This window comes from Croceicoccus gelatinilyticus (assembly GCF_018398395.1).
Lineage (GTDB): Bacteria > Pseudomonadota > Alphaproteobacteria > Sphingomonadales > Sphingomonadaceae > Croceicoccus > Croceicoccus gelatinilyticus.
Map to the genome: position 1 here is coordinate 182,126 of NZ_JAHCBF010000004.1, position 20,335 is coordinate 202,460.

Here is a 20,335-nt window from a genome sequence, read left to right on the forward strand (position 1 = left end):
AACTCAACCCATCCGATAGTAATCCGCCACCCTGTCGAGCGCGAGGCCCAGCACCAGTTTGCCGCTGCGTGCGGGCCATGACAGCGCCTTTTCCGCGTCCGGCAGGCTCTCGCCGGCGCAAGCCACGCGCCAAAGGATGTCGGACAGGCCCGGTCCTGCTTGCGCCGTCGCCTCGTCAAAGCGGCGCTTGGCTGCAAGTTGGCGTTCGGACGGTGTAAGGTCCGCATCACGCTTGCCGCCGTCGACGCGCACCGGGTTCCAGCTCATCGTGATAGAGGGGGCAAGCTGCGCGCGTTCCCAGTCGGCGCGCAGGCGTTCGCCCGCATCGTACTGTCGTTCGGACAGATGCCCGCGCGCGTGGAGCCAGCTGAGCGGGCTTTCGCGCAAGTTGACCGTGACGCTGCGTCCGCGTTTCGGCGCGCCGCCCTTGTACTTGGCCGATGTGCGGCGCGGACCTTCGCTGGTGAGTTCGCGGGTGACGTAGTGGGCGCTCTCGGGCTGGCTCATCCGGTGATTCTCCCTTCTGGACAAGATGAACCGCCCTCTTGCGCAGCGGTTCATTGTGTAGGAAAATAACACCAGATAGGTTATTTACTTTCGGAGCCTGCCCCGATGATCAACCGCATCCGCGCCATCCGTAAAGACAAGGGTATGACCCTGTCCGACCTCGCCCTCGCCTGTTCGCCGCCGACCACGCCGCAAACGATCGGACGGCTCGAAACCGGCACGCGCACGTTGTCGATCGACTGGCTGAACCGCATCGCCGGTGCACTGGGCGTCGATCCCGAAGCGCTGTTGACCAGCGAGGCAAAGGCCGCACCAATGGTTGTCGCGCGATTGGGTGCGGAAGGCCCTGAGGCGCTGACCCGCCCGCGCGAAGCGGTACCGCCGCAAGTCCTGTTGGGCGATGCGCCGATGGGCGTTCTGGAAATCGAAGTCGCGCAGGGTGAATACCGGCCCGGAGACCGGCTATGGCTGCGCGAATTGAAGCCGGAGGAAACGGCGCAGGCCATCAACCGCGACGTCCTGGTCCCCCGTCCGGGCGGGCGGTTCGTGTTCGGCCGGCTGATCGACCGCGACGCGAACTTCGTGGCGATCCTGCCGCCGGGTGCCGGGCAACGCCAGGCCGTGGTCAAGGACCCGGCCTGGGTCGCACTCGGCGTTATGCTGGTACGAATGCTTTAGGCGGTTTCCGCCTCGACCATCTTGCGCAGCACGGCGATCCGCTGACGGGTCGCGTCATGATTGCGTTCGGGGTGGTCGCGCATTTCGGCAAGCAGGTTCTGCAGCTCGGCGCGGTAGCGATTGTCGTGTGCCATTCTCGGCCTCCTTTCCCATTGGAAGCCGAGATTAGCACAAATGCTCCGATCGCGAAAAACCCCCCTGCCGCAAGGGCAGGGCGGACCGCCCGTCAGATCTCTCCGCGGGCGATCTTTTCCTGCTTGTCGGTGGCGGTTTCACGCGGGACGAAGCTGTCCGAATTGACCTTCAGCCAGATCAGGATCGGCGCGGCCATGTAGATCGACGAATAAGTACCGACGAAGATACCGAACGCGATCGCGGCCGAGAAACCGAACGTCGTTGCCGGGCCCAGGAACATAAGCGCGAGGAGAACCATCAAGGTCGTCATCGAGGTCATGATCGTGCGCGGCAGCGTTTCGTTCACCGACAGGTCGAGCAGTTCCTCAATCGGCATCTTGCGATACTTCTTCAGGTTCTCGCGGACGCGGTCATAAACGACGATCGTGTCGTTCAGCGAATAACCGATGATCGCAAGAATGGCGGCGACGATATTGAGGTCGAACTCAAGCTGCGTCAGCGCGAAGAGGCCAAGCGTCAGCGACACGTCGTGGACCAGCGCGAACAGCGCGCCCACGCCGAACTGCCATTCGAAACGGACCCAGATGTAGATCGCGATCGCGACCATCGCGGCCAACAGCGCGAGCATACCGGTTTCGAACAGCTCGCTCGACACCTTGCCCGACACCGAATCGACGCCATCGATGCGTACGCCGGGGTAGTTCGCTTCCATTTCGCCGACGATGGCGTTGGTCATCTGGTCGGCAAGGTCTTTCACCTGCACCGCGTCTTCGCCTTCTGGCAGACGCATGCGGATCGACACCTCGTTCGGCTGACCGAACCGCTGGATGATCGGCGTGCCGTAGCCCAGCCCCGCGATATCGTCGCGCAGTTCGGCAACGGGTGCCTCCGTGCTTTCGACGAACGTAGCGCGGATCATCTGGCCGCCGACGAAGTCGACGCCGAGGTTGAGGCCGTTGGTCGCGACCGCAGCCCAGCTTGCGGCCATGAGGATCAGCGAGACAATGTAGAACGGCAAGCGCCAGCGAAGGAACTTGATGTTCGTGTTGTCGGGGACGAGTTTCAGGAGTTTCATGCGTCCCTCCTCAGATGTTCAGGTCGCTGGGGCGGTGCTTGCGCAGGTAACCTGCCACCCACATGCGGGTCATCGTCACGGCGGTGAAGACCGAAGTCACGATACCGATGATAAGAACGATGGCGAAGCCGCGGATCGGGCCGGAGCCGAACAGGAACAGCAGCACGCCGGCGATCACGTTGGTGACGTTGGCGTCGATGATCGCGCGCTGTGCCTCGCGGTAACCCACCTCGACCGCCTGTACGACACGGCGTCCGCGCCGCCGTTCCTCGCGGATGCGTTCGTTGATCAGCACGTTGGCGTCGACCGCGGTACCGATGGTGAGAACGAAACCGGCGATACCCGGCAGGGTGAGCGTGGTGCCCAGCGCCGCCATGATACCGAGGATGATCAGCACGTTGAGGAAGATCGCAAGGTTCGCATAAAGGCCGAAGCGGCCATAGCTGGCGAACATGAAGGCCAGCACGGCCGCGCCGCCGATCATGAGCGCGAGAACGCCCTTGCGGATCGAATCGGCACCGAGATCAGGCCCGACGGTACGTTCCTCGACAACCTGCAGGTCGATCGGCAATGCGCCCGAACGCAGCGAGATGGCAAGCGCATTGGCGCTGTCCACCGAGAACCCGCCCGAGATCTGGGCCGAGCCGCCCAGGATCGGTTCGTTGATGTTCGGCGCGGAAAGCACTTCGCCGTCGAGGATGATGGCAAAGGGCTTGCCGACGTTGGCGGTCGTCAGCGCGGCGAACTTGCGGCCGCCTTCCTGGTTGAAGGTGATGTTGACGACGGGCGTGCCGTTCTGATCGTAGCCCTGCTGCGCATTGGTCAGCTGGTCACCCTGAATCCCGCCAAGGCGGCGAACGGCGATCGCGCCCTGCTGGCTGGCGTCGGGCGCGAAAGGCAGGATCTGGCTGCCCGGAGGCACGATGCCCTGCGCGATATCGGTCGGTAGCGCGGTCTGGTCGACCAGCTTGAATTCAAGCTTCGCGGTCTGACCCAGCAGCGCCTTCAGCGCCTGCGGATCGTCAAGGCCCGGGACCTGAACGACGATGCGGTCATCGCCCTGCCGGATGATGGTGGGTTCACGCGTGCCCAGTTCGTCGATGCGGCGACGCACGACGTCGGTCGCGGTATCCATCGCGTTTTCGACGGCCTGGTTCAGGCCGACATCGGTCGGTTCGAAAATGAAACGCTGGCCGTCGACGACGTTGATCGTCCAGTCGCGCTGGCCGGTCAGGCCCACGCCTTCGGTCATCGGCAGCAGCACTTCGCGGGCCGCATCGACCTGGCTTTCATCCTCCACCATGAACGACAGGCGGCCGTTCGCGGTCGAGATATCGCCGATGGCAATGGCCGGATCGGCATCGCGCAGGGCGCGGCGCACTTCCTCTTCCATCGCCTCGATACGAAGCGAGCGGACTTGCCCGGTGTCGGCTTCCAGCAGGATGTGGCTGCCGCCGGCAAGGTCGAGGCCGAGGTTGATTTCAGGGTCGGGAAGCTGGGACGGCCAGCGTTCACCGGCCAGCATCGTCAGCGACGGCAGGGCCATGAACACGCCGACGAGCGTGAGACCCCACAGCCAGATGCGTTTCCAGCGTGGAAAATCGAGCATTCGCGTTAACTCAGTCGTTCGCCGGTGCCGAGCTGCCCGGCGGGATCACGTCGCCGATGGTCGAACGCACGGCCTTCACCTTGACGTTCTGGCCAAGGTCGATGTCGACGTAGTGTTCGTCCAGCTTGACGATCTTGCCGACCAGACCACCTGCGGTGACGACCTTGTCGCCCTTTTGCAGGCCGGCGATCTTCGCCTGGTGCTGCTTGTGCCGCTTCATCTGCGGGCGGAACACGAGGAACCAGAAGATGACGCCCATCGCGAGAAGCGGCAGGATCTGCACCCATCCGGGAGGGCCCCCGGCAGGGGCGGCGGCGGCGAGTACGAGCATGGAGCTGGACATGAATGGCCTTCGTCTTGTTGTGACGGCTTGAATAGGGTCGATCGGCCGCCAGACAAGAGCAAAGGTTCAAGGGCGACCGGTCAAGCCCGCGCGCCTAGCAGCATTGCCAGAAGGTGGCAATGGAATGGGGCAGCATTGCCATAGTGTGGCAATGGAGGGTCGCGGGCTGCACACGGCGATGCCGCAAGGCCGACAGGCCTGCGGTGCCTTGATCTATCGATGTCCTGAAAAGACTGGTCGGGACGAGAGGATTCGAACCTCCGACCCCCACACCCCCAGTGTGATGCGCTACCAGGCTGCGCTACGTCCCGACCGGAGCGCGCCCTATAGGCCCGCACTTTTGGCGATGCAACCCGTTGTTGCGCCCTAATTCGGACGCTTTCGGCCTTTGGTGACCGTTCGCCTCGTCCCTTCGGTCGAACTTGGCGCAAAATGATGCAGATCCATGGTTAACGCCGGCGCCCGAAAGGATTCGGCAAGACCTTTGGCGTATCGCGGGTGGAGCGGTCGCTCGCTCACACGGAGTCGCTCTCGTGAAAGGCATAGTCTTCAACCTGCTTGAAGAAGTGGTCACCTCCGACCACGGTGCCGACACGTGGATCGCCCTGATCGAGGCGACCGAGGTTTCGGGCATCTATACCTCCGTCGGATCCTATCCTGACGAAGAACTGTTCACGCTGGTCATGGCCGCCGCCAATGGCCTCAACATCTCGGTCGACGAAACGCTGCGCCTGTTCGGGCGCAAGGCCATGCCGCTTCTGGCAGAGCGTTATCCGGTCTTCTTCCAGGATCACACGTCGGCGCGCAGCCTCATCCTGTCGGTGAACGACATCATTCACCCCGAGGTGCGCAAGCTCTATTCGGGCGCAGGCTGCCCGCATTTCCACTTCCAGCACGGCGCGGACGGGCGGTTGATGGTCGGCTACCAGTCCCCGCGCAAGCTGTGCCAGTTGGCCCACGGTTTCGTCCACGGCACGGCCGACCACTTTGGCGAAGCGGTCCGCATCGAACACGAGATGTGCATGAACCAAGGCGATCCCGTCTGCCGCATGGGGATCGAGTGGATGTCATGAACGCCGGAGAGCCATCTGGCGTGTTCGGAGAAGCGACCGATACCGAGGCTCGCATCGCGCGGCTGGAACGGCAGGTGCTTCGCGAACGCATGGCGCGGATCGAGGCCGAATCGATTGCCGAAAAGGGCCTGCGCGACCTCTTCGAATCGACCCAGCGCATCAGCCTGCTCCAGAAGATCACCGACATCGCCAACAGCTCGAACGAGGTGAACGCCTCAATCAGGGCCGCGCTGGAGGAGATCTGCTGCACGCTGGGCTATGATTTCGGCAACGGCTACCTGCTCGACGGCGAAGGACGCATCTGCGCCTGCGACACGTGGTTCGTGCAGGAACCGCAGGATTTCGCGCGGCTGGTCGCGGTATCGCGCAAGGCCGAATTCGAAGTCGGCAACGGGCTTCCGGGCAAGGTCGTGGCAAAAGGCGACATCGTCTGGACGCGCGAGCTCTATTCGATCACCGGCTGCACCCGCGCCAAGGAAGCCGAGGCCTGCGGCCTTGCCTCTGCCTGCGCATTTCCTGTGCGGGTCGAGAACGAGATCGTCGCGGTGCTGGAATTCTTCACCCGCAAGCCGGTCCACGAGACCAAGGAACTGAGCTGGCTGATGAACCAGATCGGCACCCAGCTTGGCCGCGTGATGGAACGCCAGCGCGCATGGTCGCTGCTGCAGACCGCGCGGCACGATACGCTGACCGGCCTTCCCAACCGCGCGATCCTTGCCGACAGGGCGCACGCGGTCTTCGCGTCGCTTCCGGCGGACAACACTGGCATGGCGATGATCGTGCTGGACCTCAACGGCTTCAAGGCGGTGAACGACCGCCACGGCCACCACGCCGGCGACAAGCTGCTGACGCTGGTCGCCGCGCGGCTGGGGCGGTCCGTGATGAGCTGGCAGGAACATCACCGGCTGGGCGCCAAGACGCTGCTGGCGCGTACCGGCGGTGACGAATTCGTGCTGATGCTGCACGGGCGTTTCGATTCCACCTCGCTCAACACGCTTGCCGAAACGATCCACGATTGCCTCGCCCCGCCGTTTCGCATGGGGAACACCTCGGTCAATGTCGGCGCATCGATCGGCATCGCCACCAGCAACACCGTGCACGAAAGCCACGATCACCTGCTGCGCGACGCCGACCTTGCCATGTACGAAGCCAAGAAGCTGGGCAGCCGCCGCACGATCATGTTCACGCGCGAACTGGGCACATCGGTGCGCCGCGCCCGCCAGCTTGAAGGCGAAGTGCGCGACGCGGTTTCGAAGGGGCAATTCCAGCTCTACTATCAGCCCATCTTCACGCTGGGCCCCAACACGCGCATCTGCGGGTTCGAGGCGCTTTTGCGGTGGAACCACCCGATGCGCGGTCTGATCGGGCCGGACGAGTTCCTGTCGTGTGCCGAGGATATCGGCGCGCTGTCGACCATCGGCGAATGGGTCCTGCAGGAAGCCTGTGCCACGATCGCGCGCATGCCGCCCATGGCCGGCGCGGTGGAATCGCCGTTCATTTCAGTCAACATCGCGCCCGAACAGTTCCTGCTGCCCAACTTCGTCAAACAGGTAAAAAGCGCGGTCAACGGCGCGGGCGTCGCGCCATCACGCCTCAAGATCGAGATTACCGAGAACGTCGCGATCATCGACGCAGCAGCGGCGGCAGAAGTGCTCACCGAAATCCGCCGGTGGGGCGTGAAGGCCAGCCTCGACGATTTCGGGACGGGCTATTCCTCGCTGTCCTACCTGCACCAGATGCCACTCGATTCGCTGAAGATCGACAAGAGCTTCGTCGCATCGCTGCACGAACCGAAGAACGTGAACATCATTCGCGCCATCGTCGACCTTGCCCGCGATCTCGAACTGACGGTTATCGCCGAAGGGATAGAGACGAGCGAGCAGGCGCGCGTCCTTGCCAGCTTTGGTTGCCAGCAGGGCCAGGGCTTCCTGTTCGGCAAACCCCGTCCGCAGTGGAACATCTTCGGCCTGCTGGCCGCCTGATCACCACCCGCCTTGCCACTATGCCGCGCCACTGATCCTGCACTCGTTCAGGAAACAGCCATCTGATAGTTCACACTTTTGCAGCCGAAACGTGCAACACCAGCGCCAAAGTGTGGGGAGGCGCCGGAATGTGAGAGGCGCCAGAATGTGGGGAGATAGGGCCGTGGCAAAAGGTTTCAAACGGGCATTCGCATCGCTGGCGCTAGCCGGAACGGCTTTGATCGCCGCGCCCGCGATTGGCCAGAGCGACCCGACCGGCAAGAGCGAGCAAGGCGACGTTGCCGTCACCATCTACAACAGCGGACAGGCGCTGGTGCAGGACGTGCGCCAGATCGCGATCCCGCAGGGTCGCACCCGAATCGAGTTTCCCGACGTGTCCAGCCGCATCCGGGCGGAAACGCTGTCCTTTGATGCCGCGGGCACGACGATCGTCGAACAGAACTTCGACTATGACCTGCTGACGCCGGGCAAGCTCATGGAAAAGGCGGTGGGCGAGACGATCACGCTCGTCCGCACGAACCCCGCCACAGGCGCCGAAACGCGCGAGCGGGCGAAGGTCCTGTCCGTCGCGGGCGGGGTCGTGGTGCAGATCGGCAACCGCATCGAAGTGCTGCGCGATGACGGCCTGCCGGTGCGCGCGGTCTTCGACAAGGTACCCGACAACTTGCGCGCGCGCCCCACGCTTTCGGTGACGGTCGATTCCGCGCGCGGCGGCACGCGGCCCGTATCGCTGCGTTATCTGACGCCGGGGCTCGGCTGGTCCGCCGACTATGTCGCGCTTTACGACGAGGTGAAGGGCACGGTCGACATGCAGGGCTGGGTCACGCTGACCAACCAGACCGGCACCACGTTCGAGGCGGCAAAGACCATGCTGGTCGCGGGCAACGTCCAGACGCAGAACAACAACCGCTATGGCCGCCCTTCCCCGCCGCCCCCGCCGCCCCCGCCGCGGGGCAGCATCGATTCCATGGGCACCGAGAGCCCGGACCGCGAGCGGCTGGGCGATTTCTATCTCTACCCGCTGGATGAACGCACGACGATCGCCAATGCGCAGACGAAGCAGGTCAGCTTCCTAGACGTGACCGCCGTTCCCGCGTCCAAGGTCTATACCCGCACCATCGGCTGGCTGCAGAGCGACAACGAACCGCAGAAGGCCGCGAGCGAGATCGCTTTCTCTTCCTCGCGAAATGGCGGGCTGGGCGATGCGCTTCCCGCTGGCACGGTGCGTTTCTACCAGCGCGATGCGCGCGGCACGCCGCAGTTCATCGGCGAGAATTCAGTCGGACACACCCCGATGGGCAGCCGCCTCTCGCTCAGCACCGGCGAGGCTTTCGACGTGTCGGTCGAGGCGACCGTCATGGCGCGCACCAAGATCGCGTCTGAGGAATATGAAAGATCGGCCCGTTACCGCGTGATCGAGGACGGGCGCGTCCGGCAGGTCCAGATCGACCGGGCCAAGGACTTCTACCGCACGACGATGCGTTACCGCGTCACCAATGCGCGGCCCGTGCCAGTCAATGTCGAAGTGACGCAGGCAGGGCTCGACCGCGGATACTGGAGCAACGACTTCCGCGTTGTGTCTGAAAACCTGAAGGGCGAGCAGATCAATCTCGACCGCCGCAAGTGGACCGTGCCGGTGCCCGCGAACGGCGACTATGAACTGACCGTCGTCTACGAAACCCGCTATTGAGGGGCGGCCCCGTGCGGCACCTTCCCCTGATCCTTGCGGTAAGCGCGCTGGCCCTGCCCGCGCAGGCAGAGACGCGCACGGTAGTCGAGGCGTCGGCGCCCGAAAGCCTTTCCGTCACCGTCTATCGAGATCCCGACCGCGACCGGCCCATGCGGCTCAACTGGCTGAACGGCTTTGCGCTCATTTCCGAAACGCGCACCGTCACCCTGCCGCCGGGTGAGAGCCGCATCCGCTTCGATGGCGTCGCCGAAAGCATGGTCGCGGTCAGCGCCATCGTCACCGGCCTTCCCGGCGGGACGATAGAGAAGAACCGCAACGCCGACATCCTCTCGCCCGCATCACTCGTGAACGGGGCGCTGGGCAACCGCGTCACGATCACGCGCACAAATCCCGCGACCGGCGCGGAGACCAGCGAGCGCGCCATCGTGCGGACGCGGGCCGACGGCGGGCTCGTCCTGCAAACGGACGAAGGTTACGAAGCGGTGCGATGCGCCGGCATTCCCGAGCGGCTGACTTTCGACGAAGTGCCCGAAGGCCTGTCGCCCAACCCCGTCTATAGCGTCGACACCCGCAGCGAGAGCGGCGGGACTTATACCGTCACGCTGACCTACCTCGCCTCGGGCTTTGACTGGAGCGCGCATTACGTCGCGACTTTCGCAAAGGCGGGGCAGGAGCGGGAACGCCGCCTGAACCTCACCGCCTGGCTGACGCTGGCGAACGGCAACGGGCAGAGCTTTCCCGATGCCGAACTGATGGCCGTGGCGGGCAAGCTGGAGATCAGGAGCGACTACCGCGATCTGGGCACCCCGCCGCGCGGAGAGCCGCTGCGCCTGACCTGTTACCGGATCGGCAGCACGGCAACGGGGACGAACTATCCGCCGCCCCCGCCACCGCCGCCTCCCCCGCCCGCAGTGATGAGCGATGCCATCGTCGTGACGGGCAATCGCGTCATGGCGCAGGAAATGGCTTTCGCGCCTACCGCCGTGATGAAGGCGACCGAGGAGGCCTTGGGCGACCTCAAGCTCTACCGCGTGCCCGAGCCTGTCACCGTCGCCGCCAATGCGCAGAAGCAGGTCGCTTTCCTGACGCTGGACGCGGTCGAGGGAAAGCTCGTCCACCGTGCCACCTGCCTGCCGCATATGCCGGGTAACGAGATGCTCGCCGATGTCGTGCTGCGCAGTACGAACGAAGACAGGTTCGGGCTTGGCCGCGCGCTTCCCGCAGGCGGGATCACCGTTTTCGAGCCGAGCGGCTATGGCCCGCTTCTGATCGCGGAAGACAAGATGGAAGACCGCGCCGTGGGGCAGGAAGTCGAGATCGCCATTGCCCCGTCCTCGCAAGTCAAAGTCTCGTGCGAGGCAGGGCGCGGTTTCGTGCTCGGCGAAACCGACGTGCACGACGGCAAGTGGCATGAACTCGCCGCCAGCATCACGAACGACAGCGCGGAGGCGGCCGAGGCCGAGATCGCCATCGGCAACCCCGCGCAGTGGGAAGTGCGTAAGTCTTCGCGCAAGACGGCAATGCAGAACGGGTTAAAAGTGATCCGCTTGTCGGTCCCGGCAGGCGAGACGCGTAAGCTTAACTGGCAGGTCCGCAATCCGGCGCAAGCGCGGTAGCTATTCGACCGGCAGCGCTGGCGAGGTCTTCACGTTTTCGAGGACAAGGATCGACTTCACGTCGCGCACGCCGGGAATGCGGACCAGCGTCTTCAGCGTGATTTCGGACAAATGCTCCATGTCCCGCGCCGTCACGTGCAGCAGGTAATCCATCTCGCCGGTCACCGCGTGGCACGCGATCACATAGGGGTTGTCCTTAATCTCGCCCTCGAACCGGTCGATGATCTCGTCGCTGTGCGCCTGCAGGTTGATCATGATGTAGGCGTCGAGCGGGAAGCCCAGCTTGCGCGCATCGAGCCGCGGGGAATAGCCGGTGATGACGCCGTCATCCTCCAGCTTTTTCAGCCGCCTGCTTACGGGCGTGGCCGATAGCGACACGCGTTCCGCGATCTGCGCCACGGTCATGCGCGCATCTTCCTGCAGCGCGGCGATGATACGGCGGTCAAATCTGTCGAGGGGCATGAAATCACTCACTTTAGGGTATTCGACGCGATAAATCGGCGCGTCACCGCGTTACCTTGCATGGATTAGCACACAAATCGCCACCTGTTGATGGTATTGTGCACGTAATGGAGAAGCCTGGAACAGCAAAAAGCGAGAGTGAACTGCGCGGCGATTATTCGCAGGCCGGGCGCGACTATACCGTTGCGCAGGACTGGGATGCCTATTCGCCCGAAGAGCACGACCGCTGGCGCCGCCTTTACGAGCGGCAGAGCAAGCTCGCCGAACTTTATGCAGCACCCCAGTTCCTCGACGGGCTGAAGCGGCTGGATTGTTCCTACGGCATCCCGCGCTTCGAATATGCGAACATGGTGCTGAAGGAAGCGACCGGCTGGCAGCTTGTCGCCGTCCCCGGCTTTATCCCGGACGAGATCTTCTTCGACCACCTTGCCGCACGCCGGTTCCCCGTCACCCGCTGGATTCGCGAGGAGCACGAGCTCGACTACCTGGTCGAGCCGGACATCTTTCACGACTTCTTCGGCCACGTGCCGATGCTGCTCGACCCCAGCGTTGCCGACTTCCTCGAAGCCTATGGCAAGGCGGGCCGCCGTGCGATGGAAATGGGCGCGCTCGACATGCTTGCGCGCATTTACTGGTACACGATCGAATTCGGCCTGATCGACAGCAAGAAGGGCCTGAAGGCCTTTGGCGCTGGCATCGTGTCCAGCGCCGGCGAGACCGTCTATTCGGTCACCGATCCCGATGTCCTGCGCCTGCCGTTCGATCCCGAACGCATCATGAAGACCGCGTACCGGATCGACGATTTCCAGACCAACTACTTCGTCCTCGATTCGATGGAGCAGCTTCTGCAGCGGCTCGTCGAACTGGACTTCGGACCCATCTACGAAACCTGGCGCGACAGCGACCCGATTCCGGCAGGCACCCTGCTGGAAGGCGAGGCGGCGTGGCGCGGAAAGCTTGCGGAGAAAGCATCATGACCGACCTTTTCGAAAATCCCATCGGCCTCGACGGGTTCGAATTCGTGGAATTCTCCGCGCCCGAAAAGGGCGTGCTGGAACCGGTGTTCGAAGCCATGGGCTTTACCCGCGTGGCGCGCCACCGTGCGAAGGACGTGGAGCTTTGGCGTCAGGGCGACATCAACCTCGTCACCAATTACGAACCGGGCAGCGCTGCATGGTACTTCAGCCGCGAACATGGCCCCTCGGCCTGCGGCATGGGCTTTCGCGTCAAGGATGCGGCCAAGGCCTATGACGAACTGCTGAAGCGCGGGGCGGAGCCGGTGGAGACCAACACCGGGCCGATGGAACTGCGCATCCCCGCGATCCGCGGCATCGGCAACGCCATCATCTACCTCACCGACCGTTACGACGACGGTGCCAAGAACGGGGGGGGCGGCAGCCTGTCGATCTACGACATCGATTTCGAATACCTGCCCGGCGTTGCCAAGCGTCCCGAAGGCGCAGGGCTCGACCGGATCGATCACCTGACGCACAACGTCTATGGCGGGCGCATGGCCTATTGGGCCGACTATTACGAAACGCTGTTCAACTTCCGCGAAATCCGCTTCTTTGACATCAAGGGCGAATATACCGGCCTTACCAGCAAGGCGCTGACCGCGCCCGACGGCAAAATCCGCATTCCGCTGAACGAGGAAGGCAAGTCCGGCGGCGGCCAGATCGAGGAATTCCTGCGCGCCTACAACGGCGAAGGCATTCAGCACATCGCCTTCATCTGTGACGATCTGCTGGGCACGTGGGACAAGCTGAAAGAGAGCGGCGTGCCCTTCATGACCGCGCCGCCTGCGACTTATTACGAAATGCTGGAAGAACGCATGCCCGGCCATGGCGAACCCGTGGGCGAACTGCAGTCGCGCGGCATCCTGCTGGACGGTACGACCGAAGGGGGCACGCCGCGCCTCCTCCTCCAGATTTTTGCCGAGGCGCAGGTTGGCCCCGTCTTCTTCGAATTCATCCAGCGCCGCGGCGACGAAGGGTTCGGCGAAGGCAACTTCACGGCCCTGTTCGAAAGCATGGAGCGTGACCAGGTGCGCCGCGGGGCGCTCAAGGTCGACGAAAAGGCCTGATTTGCACCTGCCGGGGGCCGCGTGTCCCCGGCTTGCACCGCCTGGCGCTGCATTTTCACTCCAATGTATGGTTTGACCCGCAGGGTGCGGAACCCCTAGGCCTTCGGTCGATTTGTCAAAAAGACACCGAAAGCTGGAGAAGCCGTGCAAGTGCTGGATATCGTCGAGATACTGAAGACCGAACTGCTGGGAATGGGCGAAGGCCTGATCGCCCTGCTGCCCAATCTTGCCATTGCGCTGCTTGTCGTTTTCATCACGTGGATCGTCGCGCGTTTCGCAACGCGCATCGCCGATCGCATCACCGGCAAGACCGCGATGCGCGAAAGCCTGAAGGCCCTGGTCGAAACGCTGGTAAAGCTGACGATCTGGCTTGCCGGCCTGCTCATCGCGCTTACCATCCTGCTTCCCGGCCTGTCGGCGGGCGGCCTGATCGCAGGCCTTGGCGTCGGCACCGTCGCCATCGGTTTCGCCTTTCAGGACATCTTCGAAAACTTCCTCGCCGGCGTGCTCATCATGCTGCGCGACAAGATGCAGATCGGCGATGCGGTCGAAGTTGAAGGCATTCTGGGCAAGGTGGAGCACATTACGCTGCGCGAAACGCATATTCGCCAGTTCACCGGCGAGCTGACGGTCTGCCCCAATTCGATGCTGTTCAAGAACCCGGTCAAGATCCTGACCGAACAGCCGATCCGCCGCTGGGAAGTCATGGTTGGCGTGTCCTACGACACCGATCTCGACCACGCGACCGAAGTGATCAAGAAGTCGCTCGAAGGTCTTGAGGACATACCCGACGACAAGCCGATCGACGTCTATGTCGTCAACTTCGGCGGCAGTTCGGTCGATTTCATGATCCGCTGGTGGTGCGGTTCGATGCCGCGCGACATGTTCGCCATCCGCGATGATATCTTCAAGCGCGTGAAGGCAGGGCTTGAAGCTGCGGACATCGAGATTCCGTTTCCCTACATCACCCATACCTTCAAGGAACCGGTGCCCTTCCTGCCTGCACCCGAAACAAAGCAGGACTGATCGCTGCGGCAGTATTGTTTTCCCGCCCGCCGGTCTATGACGGTGAGCGGGAGAACACGCACATGTACGACATCAACCTGCCCCGCCGCATCCGTATTGGCGGCGGAACACTTTCTGAAACCGGATCGCTGATGCAGGCCGCCGGCCTGTCGAAAGCGCTGATCGTCACCGATGCGTTTCTTGCAGGCAGCGGACTAGTCGAAAAGCTTCAGGACATCCTGAGTAAATCGGGTTGCAGCAGCACGGTTTTTGCCGACACGGTTCCCGATCCGACGGTCGCCGTGGTGGAAGCGGCGCTCGACGTCGTGCGCGCAGGCGATTTCGATTGCGTCATCGGCTTTGGCGGCGGCAGCCCGATCGATACCTCGAAAGCGGTTGCCGCACTGGCGCTGGACCCGCGGCCCATCCCTTCGCTGAAAGTGCCGACGATCACCGATACGCCCGGCCTGCCCGTCATCGCCATTCCGACGACGGCGGGCACGGGTTCGGAGGCGACCCGTTTCACGATCATCACCGACGAAGCGACAGACGAAAAGATGCTCTGCGCAGGGCTGGCTTTCCTGCCGATGCTGGCGGTGATCGACTACGAACTCACGCTGACGAAGCCGCGCCGGTTGACCGCCGACACCGGCATCGATTCCCTGACCCACGCGATCGAGGCCTATGTCTCGAAAAAGGCGAACGCCTTTTCCGATGCCATGGCGATTTCGGCGATGAAGCTGATCGCGCCGAACTTGCGCACGGCCTGCGACGATCCGTCCAACCGCGCGGCGAGAGAGGCGATGATGCTGGGCGCGCACCACGCGGGGCTGGCGTTTTCCAACGCCTCTGTCGCACTGGTCCACGGGATGAGCCGCCCTATCGGTGCCTTCTTCCACGTGCCGCACGGGCTTTCCAACGCGATGCTGCTTCCCGTCGTCACGCGCTATTCGGTACCGGCCGCCACGGCCCGCTATGCCGACTGCGCCCGCGCCATGGGCGTTGCCGCCGACAGTGATGCGGACCAATTGGCAACCGCGCGGCTGGTGGAAGAGCTGGAGCGTTTCAACGCCGATCTCGACGTGCCCGGGCCCGGTGCCTACGGCATCGCGAAAGAGCGTTGGGACGAACTGCTTCCGGTCATGAGCGAACAGGCCATCGCCTCGGGGTCCCCCGCCAACAACCCGATGGCGGCGGATGCGGACGCCATTGTCGAGCTATACCGGCAGGCGTGGTCCTGAGACTGGGAGCTAAGGCGCAATCCAGAGCCTGAGCACATAGGCCACCGCACCCAGCGCCGCGACACTTCCCGCCCAGATCACGACCAGCCAGATCAGGCGCTTCCACAGGGGGCCGGCAGGGTCGTTTTCAGGCTGTTTCATGACGCTTCCAGAATAAGTTCAATCCGACCCACAAAGTATCTTCCCAATTCCCGATTTCCGGCGCAATCAATGCCGATAATTGGAGGGAATGTCTTATGGGTCGCAGTAAGTTAGCCGGCGTGATAGCCGGAATCCTCGTGCTGTCCGCTTGCGGTGGCGGAGGCAGCAGTTCAGGCGGCGGGGCCCCGACCGGAGGGGGCGGAACGCCGACGCCTTCACCGTCACCAAGCCCCACCCCGTCACCCACGTACAGCACTTATGCCGAACTGACCGGCAACCAGACTTTCGCGCTGACTTGCGCAGGGCTTGAGCGTGACTCGTTCCAAGCATTTAGCTCCATCCCGATCCCGTTCGGCATGGACACGCAGACGCTGTCCTATGACGCATCGGCGGATACCTGGACGGTGTCGGGCGAAGTCAGCCAGACGTTCGGACCGGCCGATGCCGTCACGTCCACCAATCCACTGGTCGAAAACTACTACCGGATCGACCAGACGGGCGCCCCGCCCAAGACGTTGCTGATCGCGGCGCCCGAACCGGGCGGCAGCAAGCTGCAATATGCGCGCTCGATGTTCTATCAGCTGCCGAACACCGCGATGGGCACGACGCAGAACCGCAACTGCGTGTTCGGTGTTCCATCCGACCCGAACGACCGGCCCAGCGCATCGTCGGTCAGCTACACCGCGTTCGATCTGGCCGGCACGATCACTCGCCAGTTCGACGATAATTCCGTCGCCAGTTACAGCCTCTCGGGATCGAACATTTCGGTCTCGGTGAACATGAATACCTACAGCGTCAGCATCTCGATGGATGTCACCGGCACGCTGGCCAACAACTCGGGATCGGGTCTTGCCGCCAGTGCTCCGAACACGATCGATCTCGGCACGCTGACCGCGACCGATGTCGGCATCAATGACGAGCCCTACGGCATCGGCGGCCTGTTCAATTACGAGGACCCCGACAAGAACATCCCGTTCGAAGGTTGGTTCTTCGGTCCGCAGGGCAAGGAGATCGGCTTCGCCATCACCTATTCCTCGAACGACCCCGACATCACGAACCGCACCTGGGGCACGATCGGCAACATGACGCTTACTGCCAGCCGCTAAGGACATGGGGCGGAAGGCTCAGTGATAGCCTTCCGTCCCGACCTTCCCGCGAAACACCCAGTAGGCCCACGCGGTATAGGCGATGATCAGCGGCATCGTCAGGCCGACACCCACCAGCATGAAAATCTGGCTGCGTTCGGGGGCGGCGGCATCCCAGATCGTCATGTCGGGCGGTACCACGTCCGGGTACATCGTCAGCCCCAGCCCCGCCATGCCGAGCAGGAAGAGCAGCAGGCTCAAAAGGAACGGCGCGACCTCGCGGCGCTTTACCAGCGCGCGCCACAGGAAAATGCCCGCGATCGCCGTCGCGATCGGGATCGGCCAGGTGAACAGGATTTCCGGCGTCGTCAGCCAGCGTTCGGCATATTCGGGGCGCAGCCCCAGATTGTAGAGCGAGACCGCCGCCATCAGCGCCGCGGTCGCCAGCATCGCCTTGAACGCCAGTTTATAGGCGTGGTCCTGCGCCGGACCTTCCAGCTTCCAGATCAGCCACGTCGAACCCAGCAGCGCATAGCCCGCCGTCGTACCTAGGCCGGTCAGCAGCGTGTAGGGCGTCAGCCAGTCAAACCACGATCCGGCATAGGCGCGGTTCGCGACCTCGATCCCCTGCAGCATCGCGCCAAGGATCATGCCCTGCGACATCGATGCGACCAGCGAACCGCCGGTGAACGCCGCGTCCCAGAACGGCCGGTGCGCGGGATCGCGCCAGCGGAATTCGAACGCCACGCCGCGAAAGACGAGGCCGAGCAACATGGCGATGACCAGCGGGTAAGTCGCAGGCAGCAGCACGGCATAGGCCAGCGGGAACGCGGCAAACAGCCCGCCGCCGCCCAGCACCAGCCACGTTTCGTTGCCATCCCACACCGGCGCGATGGAGTTCATCGCCTGGTCGCGTTCCGGCCCGACCTTGAATGTCGGGAACAGCACGCCGATGCCAAGGTCGAACCCGTCCATGACGACATAGGCGAAGACGGCGAAGGCGATGATGCCTGCCCACAGGATCGTGAGGTCCATCAGCGTTCTCCCCCTTCGTTGTAGCCTTCGGGCGGATCCTCGTCGGTGGGATCGCTATCAGGCAGCCTCTCGGCATGGCCGGGGTTCTGCGTCGGTCCAGGCGTGATGCCGGCGGTGCGGATCGGGCCCTTCATTCCACGCTTCACACCCATTTCGTGCGGATGCGGCGCCTTCTTCATCAGGTGCAGGATGTACCACGCGCCCATGCCGAAGACGGCGAAGTAGATGATGACAAAAGCCAGCAGCGATGCACCCACGGCAGGGGCGTCGAGCGGGCTGGCGCTGTCCACGGTGCGCAGCAGGCCATATACGGTATACGGCTGGCGGCCCACTTCGGTCGTAAACCAACCCGCGATCACCGCGACGAAGCCCGACGGCCCCATCACGATCGCTGCGCGGTGCAGCCACGACCAGTCGTATAGCTTGCCGCGAAAGCGCGCGAGCAGGCTCCACATGCCCAGCCCCAGCATCGCGAACCCGATGCCGACCATGATACGGAAAGCCCAGAAGACGACGCCTACGGGCGGGTGATCTTCTTCAGGGATCGTGTCGAGCCCTGCCAGCGGCGCATTGGGATCGTGCTTCAGGATCAGCGAAGAGGCCTTGGGAATCTCGATCGCGTATTTGACCTCGCCCGCCTCGCTGTCGGGAATGCCGAACAGGATCAGCGGCGCGCCATCAGGGTGGCTCTCGTAGTGCCCTTCCATCGCCATGACCTTGGCGGGCTGATGTTCGAGCGTGTTGAGCCCGTGCATGTCACCGGCAAAGATCTGCACCGGCGCGACGAGCGCGGCCATCCACATCGCCATCGAGAACATCTTGCGCGCGTGCGCGTTCGACCGGTCCTTCAGCAAGTGCCACGCACCCACTCCGCCCACGGCCAGCGCAGTCGTCAGGTAGGCCGCGATCACTGTATGAACGAGGCGATAAGGAAAGCTGGGGTTGAAGATGATGGCGAGCCAGGAATCGCCCGGCATGAACTGCCCGTTCGCGCCCAGTTCGTATCCCGTGGGCGTCTGCATCCAGCTGTTCACCGACAGGATCCAGAAGGCCGAGATGAAAGTGCCGAGCGCCACCATGCAGGTCGCGGCAAAGTGGATCTTCTTTCCCACCTTCTCCATCCCGAACAGCATGACGCCAAGGAAGCCGGCCTCCAGGAAGAAGGCGGTCAGCACTTCGTAGGCCATGAGTGGGCCGATCACCGGCCCCGCCTTGTCGGAGAATACCGCCCAGTTCGTGCCGAACTGGTAGGACATGACGATGCCCGACACGACGCCCATCGCGAAGGCGACGGCGAAGATCTTCAGCCAGTACTTGAACAGGTCGAGGTAGAGCGACTTGCCCGTTTTCAGCCACAGCCCTTCCAGCACCATGAGATAGCTGGCGAGCCCGATCGAAAAGGCCGGGAAGATGAAGTGGAAGCTGACCGTGAACGCGAACTGGGCTCGCGCCAGGAACAGGGCATCAAGGCTGTCGAACATGTCTTCTCCTTGAGGCGCGTCCTTACAGCCGTGTAAGTTGCATTAAAAGCGCGCAGAATACCGTCGCAGTTGCGCGAAATGCATTTTGCTCGCGATTGTCAGATACGCGCACCCTTCGCATCGAAGCGGTGGATCGCGGTATCGTCGAACGTCACCGAGACCACCTGTCCGATCTTCGGATCGTCGAGCGAACGGTCCCTGACTGCGATGGTTTCGCCGCCCTCAAGCTTGACGTGAAGAATGCGCGTCTCGCCCAGTTCCTCGACTTCCTCGATCGTGCCGGACAGCCCGCTGTCGGCGACACGCATATCCTCGGGCCGGATGCCGACGCTGTCCGCCCCGCCCGCATCGCCGACCACCGAAGGCGGCAGGAAATTCATCGTAGGCGAGCCGAGGAAGGCCGCGACATATTTCGTCGCAGGCTCGTGATAGAGCACGACCGGCGGTCCGACCTGTTCGATATGCCCGCCGTTCAGGATCACCATGCGGTCGGCAAGGCTCATCGCCTCGACCTGGTCGTGCGTCACGTAGATCATCGTCGCGGCAAGCTTGCGGTGCAGGTCCTTGATCTCGATCCGCGTGCGGGTGCGCAGCGCGGCGTCGAGGTTGGAAAGCGGCTCGTCGAACAGGAATACGTCCGGTTCGCGCACGATGGCCCGCGCAATGGCGACGCGCTGCCGCTGGCCGCCCGACAATTGCCCTGGCTTGCGGTCGAGCAGCGCCTCGATCTCAAGCATGGTAGCGACGCGGGTGACGGCCTCTTCCATCGCGGCCTTGCCTGTCTTCTTCAGCTTGAGACCGAAGGCGATATTCTCGCGCACCGTCATGTGCGGGTAGAGCGCGTAGGATTGGAACACCATCGACACGCCGCGCTCAGACGGCGGGGCGTCGGTCACGTCGCTGTCGCCGATGAAGACGCGGCCCTCGCTCGGCTGCTCCAGTCCTGCGATCATGCGCAGAAGGGTCGATTTGCCCGAACCCGACGCACCGACAAAGACGACGAATTCGCCGCTCTGGATGTCGAGGTCGACGCCGCGGATCACTTCGGTCGAACCGAAACGCTTGGCTATGCCTTCAAGGCGGACGGACGACAT

20 protein-coding genes and 1 tRNA gene are annotated in these 20,335 nt (G+C 63.4%); 10 read left to right on the plus strand and 11 right to left on the minus strand.

All coding sequences use genetic code 11. From position 1 onward, the window contains the following. Nucleotides 1-3 precede the first annotated feature (3 nt). On the minus strand, nucleotides 4-507 hold the full coding sequence (locus KIH45_RS10295; protein ID WP_213175912.1) for a DUF6456 domain-containing protein: 504 nt from the start codon (nucleotides 505-507) through the stop codon (nucleotides 4-6). Nucleotides 508-612: 105 nt separating this feature from the next. Here KIH45_RS10295 and KIH45_RS10300 point away from each other — a divergent pair, with 105 nt between their 5' ends. After that, nucleotides 613-1,185 carry a helix-turn-helix domain-containing protein gene (locus KIH45_RS10300; protein WP_213175913.1) on the plus strand — a complete coding sequence of 191 codons (573 nt, stop codon included), beginning with the start codon at nucleotides 613-615 and terminating at the stop codon, nucleotides 1,183-1,185. Here KIH45_RS10300 and KIH45_RS10305 read toward each other — a convergent pair. The 5 genes from KIH45_RS10305 to KIH45_RS10325 form a co-directional block, all read right to left on the minus strand. After that, complete coding sequence (locus tag KIH45_RS10305; RefSeq protein WP_213175914.1) at nucleotides 1,182-1,319, minus strand: hypothetical protein; 138 nt, start codon at nucleotides 1,317-1,319, stop codon at nucleotides 1,182-1,184. The two genes, KIH45_RS10300 and KIH45_RS10305, sit on opposite strands and share 4 nt — an antisense overlap. Nucleotides 1,320-1,411: 92 nt before the next feature. After that, a complete protein-coding gene (gene secF / locus KIH45_RS10310) occupies nucleotides 1,412-2,395 on the minus strand; it encodes a protein translocase subunit SecF (RefSeq protein ID WP_213175915.1) in 984 nt (327 codons plus the stop codon). 10 nt (nucleotides 2,396-2,405) lie between these two features. Then, nucleotides 2,406-4,004, minus strand: coding sequence for a protein translocase subunit SecD (gene secD, locus KIH45_RS10315; protein WP_213175916.1), 1,599 nt, complete (start codon nucleotides 4,002-4,004; stop codon nucleotides 2,406-2,408). A gap of 10 nt (nucleotides 4,005-4,014) precedes the next feature. Next, the gene (gene yajC / locus KIH45_RS10320) at nucleotides 4,015-4,347 is read right to left on the minus strand and encodes a preprotein translocase subunit YajC (RefSeq protein ID WP_213175917.1); all 333 of its coding nucleotides are present in this window, start codon (nucleotides 4,345-4,347) and stop codon (nucleotides 4,015-4,017) included. Between the two features lie 234 nt (nucleotides 4,348-4,581). Beyond that, a tRNA-Pro gene (locus tag KIH45_RS10325) sits at nucleotides 4,582-4,658 on the minus strand. A 222-nt stretch (nucleotides 4,659-4,880) separates the two neighbouring features. On the opposite strand from KIH45_RS10325, the gene KIH45_RS10330 reads away from it, so the two are divergent. From KIH45_RS10330 to KIH45_RS10345, 4 genes are all read left to right on the plus strand, one after another. Then, complete coding sequence (locus KIH45_RS10330) at nucleotides 4,881-5,420, plus strand: heme NO-binding domain-containing protein (RefSeq protein WP_213175918.1); 540 nt, start codon at nucleotides 4,881-4,883, stop codon at nucleotides 5,418-5,420. Continuing rightward, the gene (locus tag KIH45_RS10335; RefSeq protein ID WP_225899851.1) at nucleotides 5,417-7,402 is read left to right on the plus strand and encodes an EAL domain-containing protein; all 1,986 of its coding nucleotides are present in this window, start codon (nucleotides 5,417-5,419) and stop codon (nucleotides 7,400-7,402) included. The genes KIH45_RS10330 and KIH45_RS10335 overlap by 4 nt, the downstream gene beginning before the upstream one ends. A gap of 163 nt (nucleotides 7,403-7,565) precedes the next feature. Next, complete coding sequence (locus KIH45_RS10340) at nucleotides 7,566-9,092, plus strand: DUF4139 domain-containing protein (RefSeq protein ID WP_420481932.1); 1,527 nt, start codon at nucleotides 7,566-7,568, stop codon at nucleotides 9,090-9,092. 11 nt (nucleotides 9,093-9,103) lie between these two features. Continuing rightward, nucleotides 9,104-10,708: a DUF4139 domain-containing protein gene (locus KIH45_RS10345; RefSeq protein WP_213175920.1), complete on the plus strand. Its 1,605-nt coding sequence runs from the start codon at nucleotides 9,104-9,106 to the stop codon at nucleotides 10,706-10,708. On the opposite strand, the gene KIH45_RS10350 is transcribed toward KIH45_RS10345, so the two are convergent. Then, entirely contained in the window at nucleotides 10,709-11,170 is a 462-nt protein-coding gene (locus KIH45_RS10350; RefSeq protein WP_213175921.1) for an Lrp/AsnC family transcriptional regulator, read from the minus strand. Nucleotides 11,171-11,277: 107 nt separating this feature from the next. Here KIH45_RS10350 and phhA point away from each other — a divergent pair, with 107 nt between their 5' ends. The 4 genes from phhA (at nucleotide 11,278) to KIH45_RS10370 (ending at nucleotide 15,499) form a co-directional block, all read left to right on the plus strand. Beyond that, entirely contained in the window at nucleotides 11,278-12,147 is an 870-nt protein-coding gene (gene phhA / locus KIH45_RS10355; protein ID WP_213175922.1) for a phenylalanine 4-monooxygenase, read from the plus strand. After that, the gene (gene hppD, locus KIH45_RS10360) at nucleotides 12,144-13,253 is read left to right on the plus strand and encodes a 4-hydroxyphenylpyruvate dioxygenase (RefSeq protein ID WP_213175923.1); all 1,110 of its coding nucleotides are present in this window, start codon (nucleotides 12,144-12,146) and stop codon (nucleotides 13,251-13,253) included. Before phhA ends, hppD begins: the two co-directional genes overlap by 4 nt. 144 nt (nucleotides 13,254-13,397) lie before the next feature. Continuing rightward, nucleotides 13,398-14,279 carry a mechanosensitive ion channel family protein gene (locus KIH45_RS10365; RefSeq protein ID WP_337925458.1) on the plus strand — a complete coding sequence of 294 codons (882 nt, stop codon included), beginning with the start codon at nucleotides 13,398-13,400 and terminating at the stop codon, nucleotides 14,277-14,279. A 62-nt stretch (nucleotides 14,280-14,341) separates the two neighbouring features. Next, a complete protein-coding gene (locus KIH45_RS10370; protein WP_213175924.1) occupies nucleotides 14,342-15,499 on the plus strand; it encodes an iron-containing alcohol dehydrogenase in 1,158 nt (385 codons plus the stop codon). Between the two features lie 9 nt (nucleotides 15,500-15,508). Here the strand turns inward: KIH45_RS10370 and KIH45_RS10375 are convergent, their stop codons facing one another. Next, nucleotides 15,509-15,640, minus strand: coding sequence for a DUF2474 domain-containing protein (locus tag KIH45_RS10375; protein ID WP_213175925.1), 132 nt, complete (start codon nucleotides 15,638-15,640; stop codon nucleotides 15,509-15,511). A gap of 95 nt (nucleotides 15,641-15,735) precedes the next feature. Here KIH45_RS10375 and KIH45_RS10380 point away from each other — a divergent pair, with 95 nt between their 5' ends. Beyond that, nucleotides 15,736-16,746, plus strand: coding sequence for a HupA family protein (locus tag KIH45_RS10380; RefSeq protein WP_213175926.1), 1,011 nt, complete (start codon nucleotides 15,736-15,738; stop codon nucleotides 16,744-16,746). A gap of 18 nt (nucleotides 16,747-16,764) precedes the next feature. Here KIH45_RS10380 and cydB read toward each other — a convergent pair whose 3' ends face one another. From cydB to KIH45_RS10395, 3 genes are all read right to left on the minus strand, one after another. Then, nucleotides 16,765-17,760, minus strand: coding sequence for a cytochrome d ubiquinol oxidase subunit II (cydB, locus tag KIH45_RS10385; RefSeq protein ID WP_213175927.1), 996 nt, complete (start codon nucleotides 17,758-17,760; stop codon nucleotides 16,765-16,767). Then, the gene (locus KIH45_RS10390; RefSeq protein WP_213175928.1) at nucleotides 17,760-19,241 is read right to left on the minus strand and encodes a cytochrome ubiquinol oxidase subunit I; all 1,482 of its coding nucleotides are present in this window, start codon (nucleotides 19,239-19,241) and stop codon (nucleotides 17,760-17,762) included. The genes cydB and KIH45_RS10390 overlap by 1 nt, the downstream gene beginning before the upstream one ends. Before the next feature lie 98 nt (nucleotides 19,242-19,339). Then, nucleotides 19,340-20,335 (minus strand): ABC transporter ATP-binding protein, encoded by a 996-nt coding sequence (locus tag KIH45_RS10395; RefSeq protein ID WP_213175929.1) that lies wholly within the window; start codon nucleotides 20,333-20,335, stop codon nucleotides 19,340-19,342.

Coding starts and splice junctions, on each gene's coding strand:
- secF (WP_213175915.1), bottom strand. CDS start 2,395: ATGAAACTCCTGAAACTCGTCCCCGACAACACGAACATCAAGTTCCTT.
- KIH45_RS10375 (WP_213175925.1), bottom strand. CDS start 15,640: ATGAAACAGCCTGAAAACGACCCTGCCGGCCCCCTGTGGAAGCGCCTG.
- phhA (WP_213175922.1), top strand. CDS start 11,278: ATGGAGAAGCCTGGAACAGCAAAAAGCGAGAGTGAACTGCGCGGCGAT.
- KIH45_RS10370 (WP_213175924.1), top strand. CDS start 14,342: ATGTACGACATCAACCTGCCCCGCCGCATCCGTATTGGCGGCGGAACA.
- cydB (WP_213175927.1), bottom strand. CDS start 17,760: ATGGACCTCACGATCCTGTGGGCAGGCATCATCGCCTTCGCCGTCTTC.
- secD (WP_213175916.1), bottom strand. CDS start 4,004: ATGCTCGATTTTCCACGCTGGAAACGCATCTGGCTGTGGGGTCTCACG.
- KIH45_RS10350 (WP_213175921.1), bottom strand. CDS start 11,170: ATGCCCCTCGACAGATTTGACCGCCGTATCATCGCCGCGCTGCAGGAA.
- KIH45_RS10395 (WP_213175929.1), bottom strand. CDS start 20,335: ATGTCGTCCGTCCGCCTTGAAGGCATAGCCAAGCGTTTCGGTTCGACC.
- hppD (WP_213175923.1), top strand. CDS start 12,144: ATGACCGACCTTTTCGAAAATCCCATCGGCCTCGACGGGTTCGAATTC.
- KIH45_RS10380 (WP_213175926.1), top strand. CDS start 15,736: ATGGGTCGCAGTAAGTTAGCCGGCGTGATAGCCGGAATCCTCGTGCTG.
- KIH45_RS10390 (WP_213175928.1), bottom strand. CDS start 19,241: ATGTTCGACAGCCTTGATGCCCTGTTCCTGGCGCGAGCCCAGTTCGCG.
- KIH45_RS10305 (WP_213175914.1), bottom strand. CDS start 1,319: ATGGCACACGACAATCGCTACCGCGCCGAGCTGCAGAACCTGCTTGCC.
- KIH45_RS10300 (WP_213175913.1), top strand. CDS start 613: ATGATCAACCGCATCCGCGCCATCCGTAAAGACAAGGGTATGACCCTG.
- KIH45_RS10335 (WP_225899851.1), top strand. CDS start 5,417: ATGAACGCCGGAGAGCCATCTGGCGTGTTCGGAGAAGCGACCGATACC.
- yajC (WP_213175917.1), bottom strand. CDS start 4,347: ATGTCCAGCTCCATGCTCGTACTCGCCGCCGCCGCCCCTGCCGGGGGC.
- KIH45_RS10295 (WP_213175912.1), bottom strand. CDS start 507: ATGAGCCAGCCCGAGAGCGCCCACTACGTCACCCGCGAACTCACCAGC.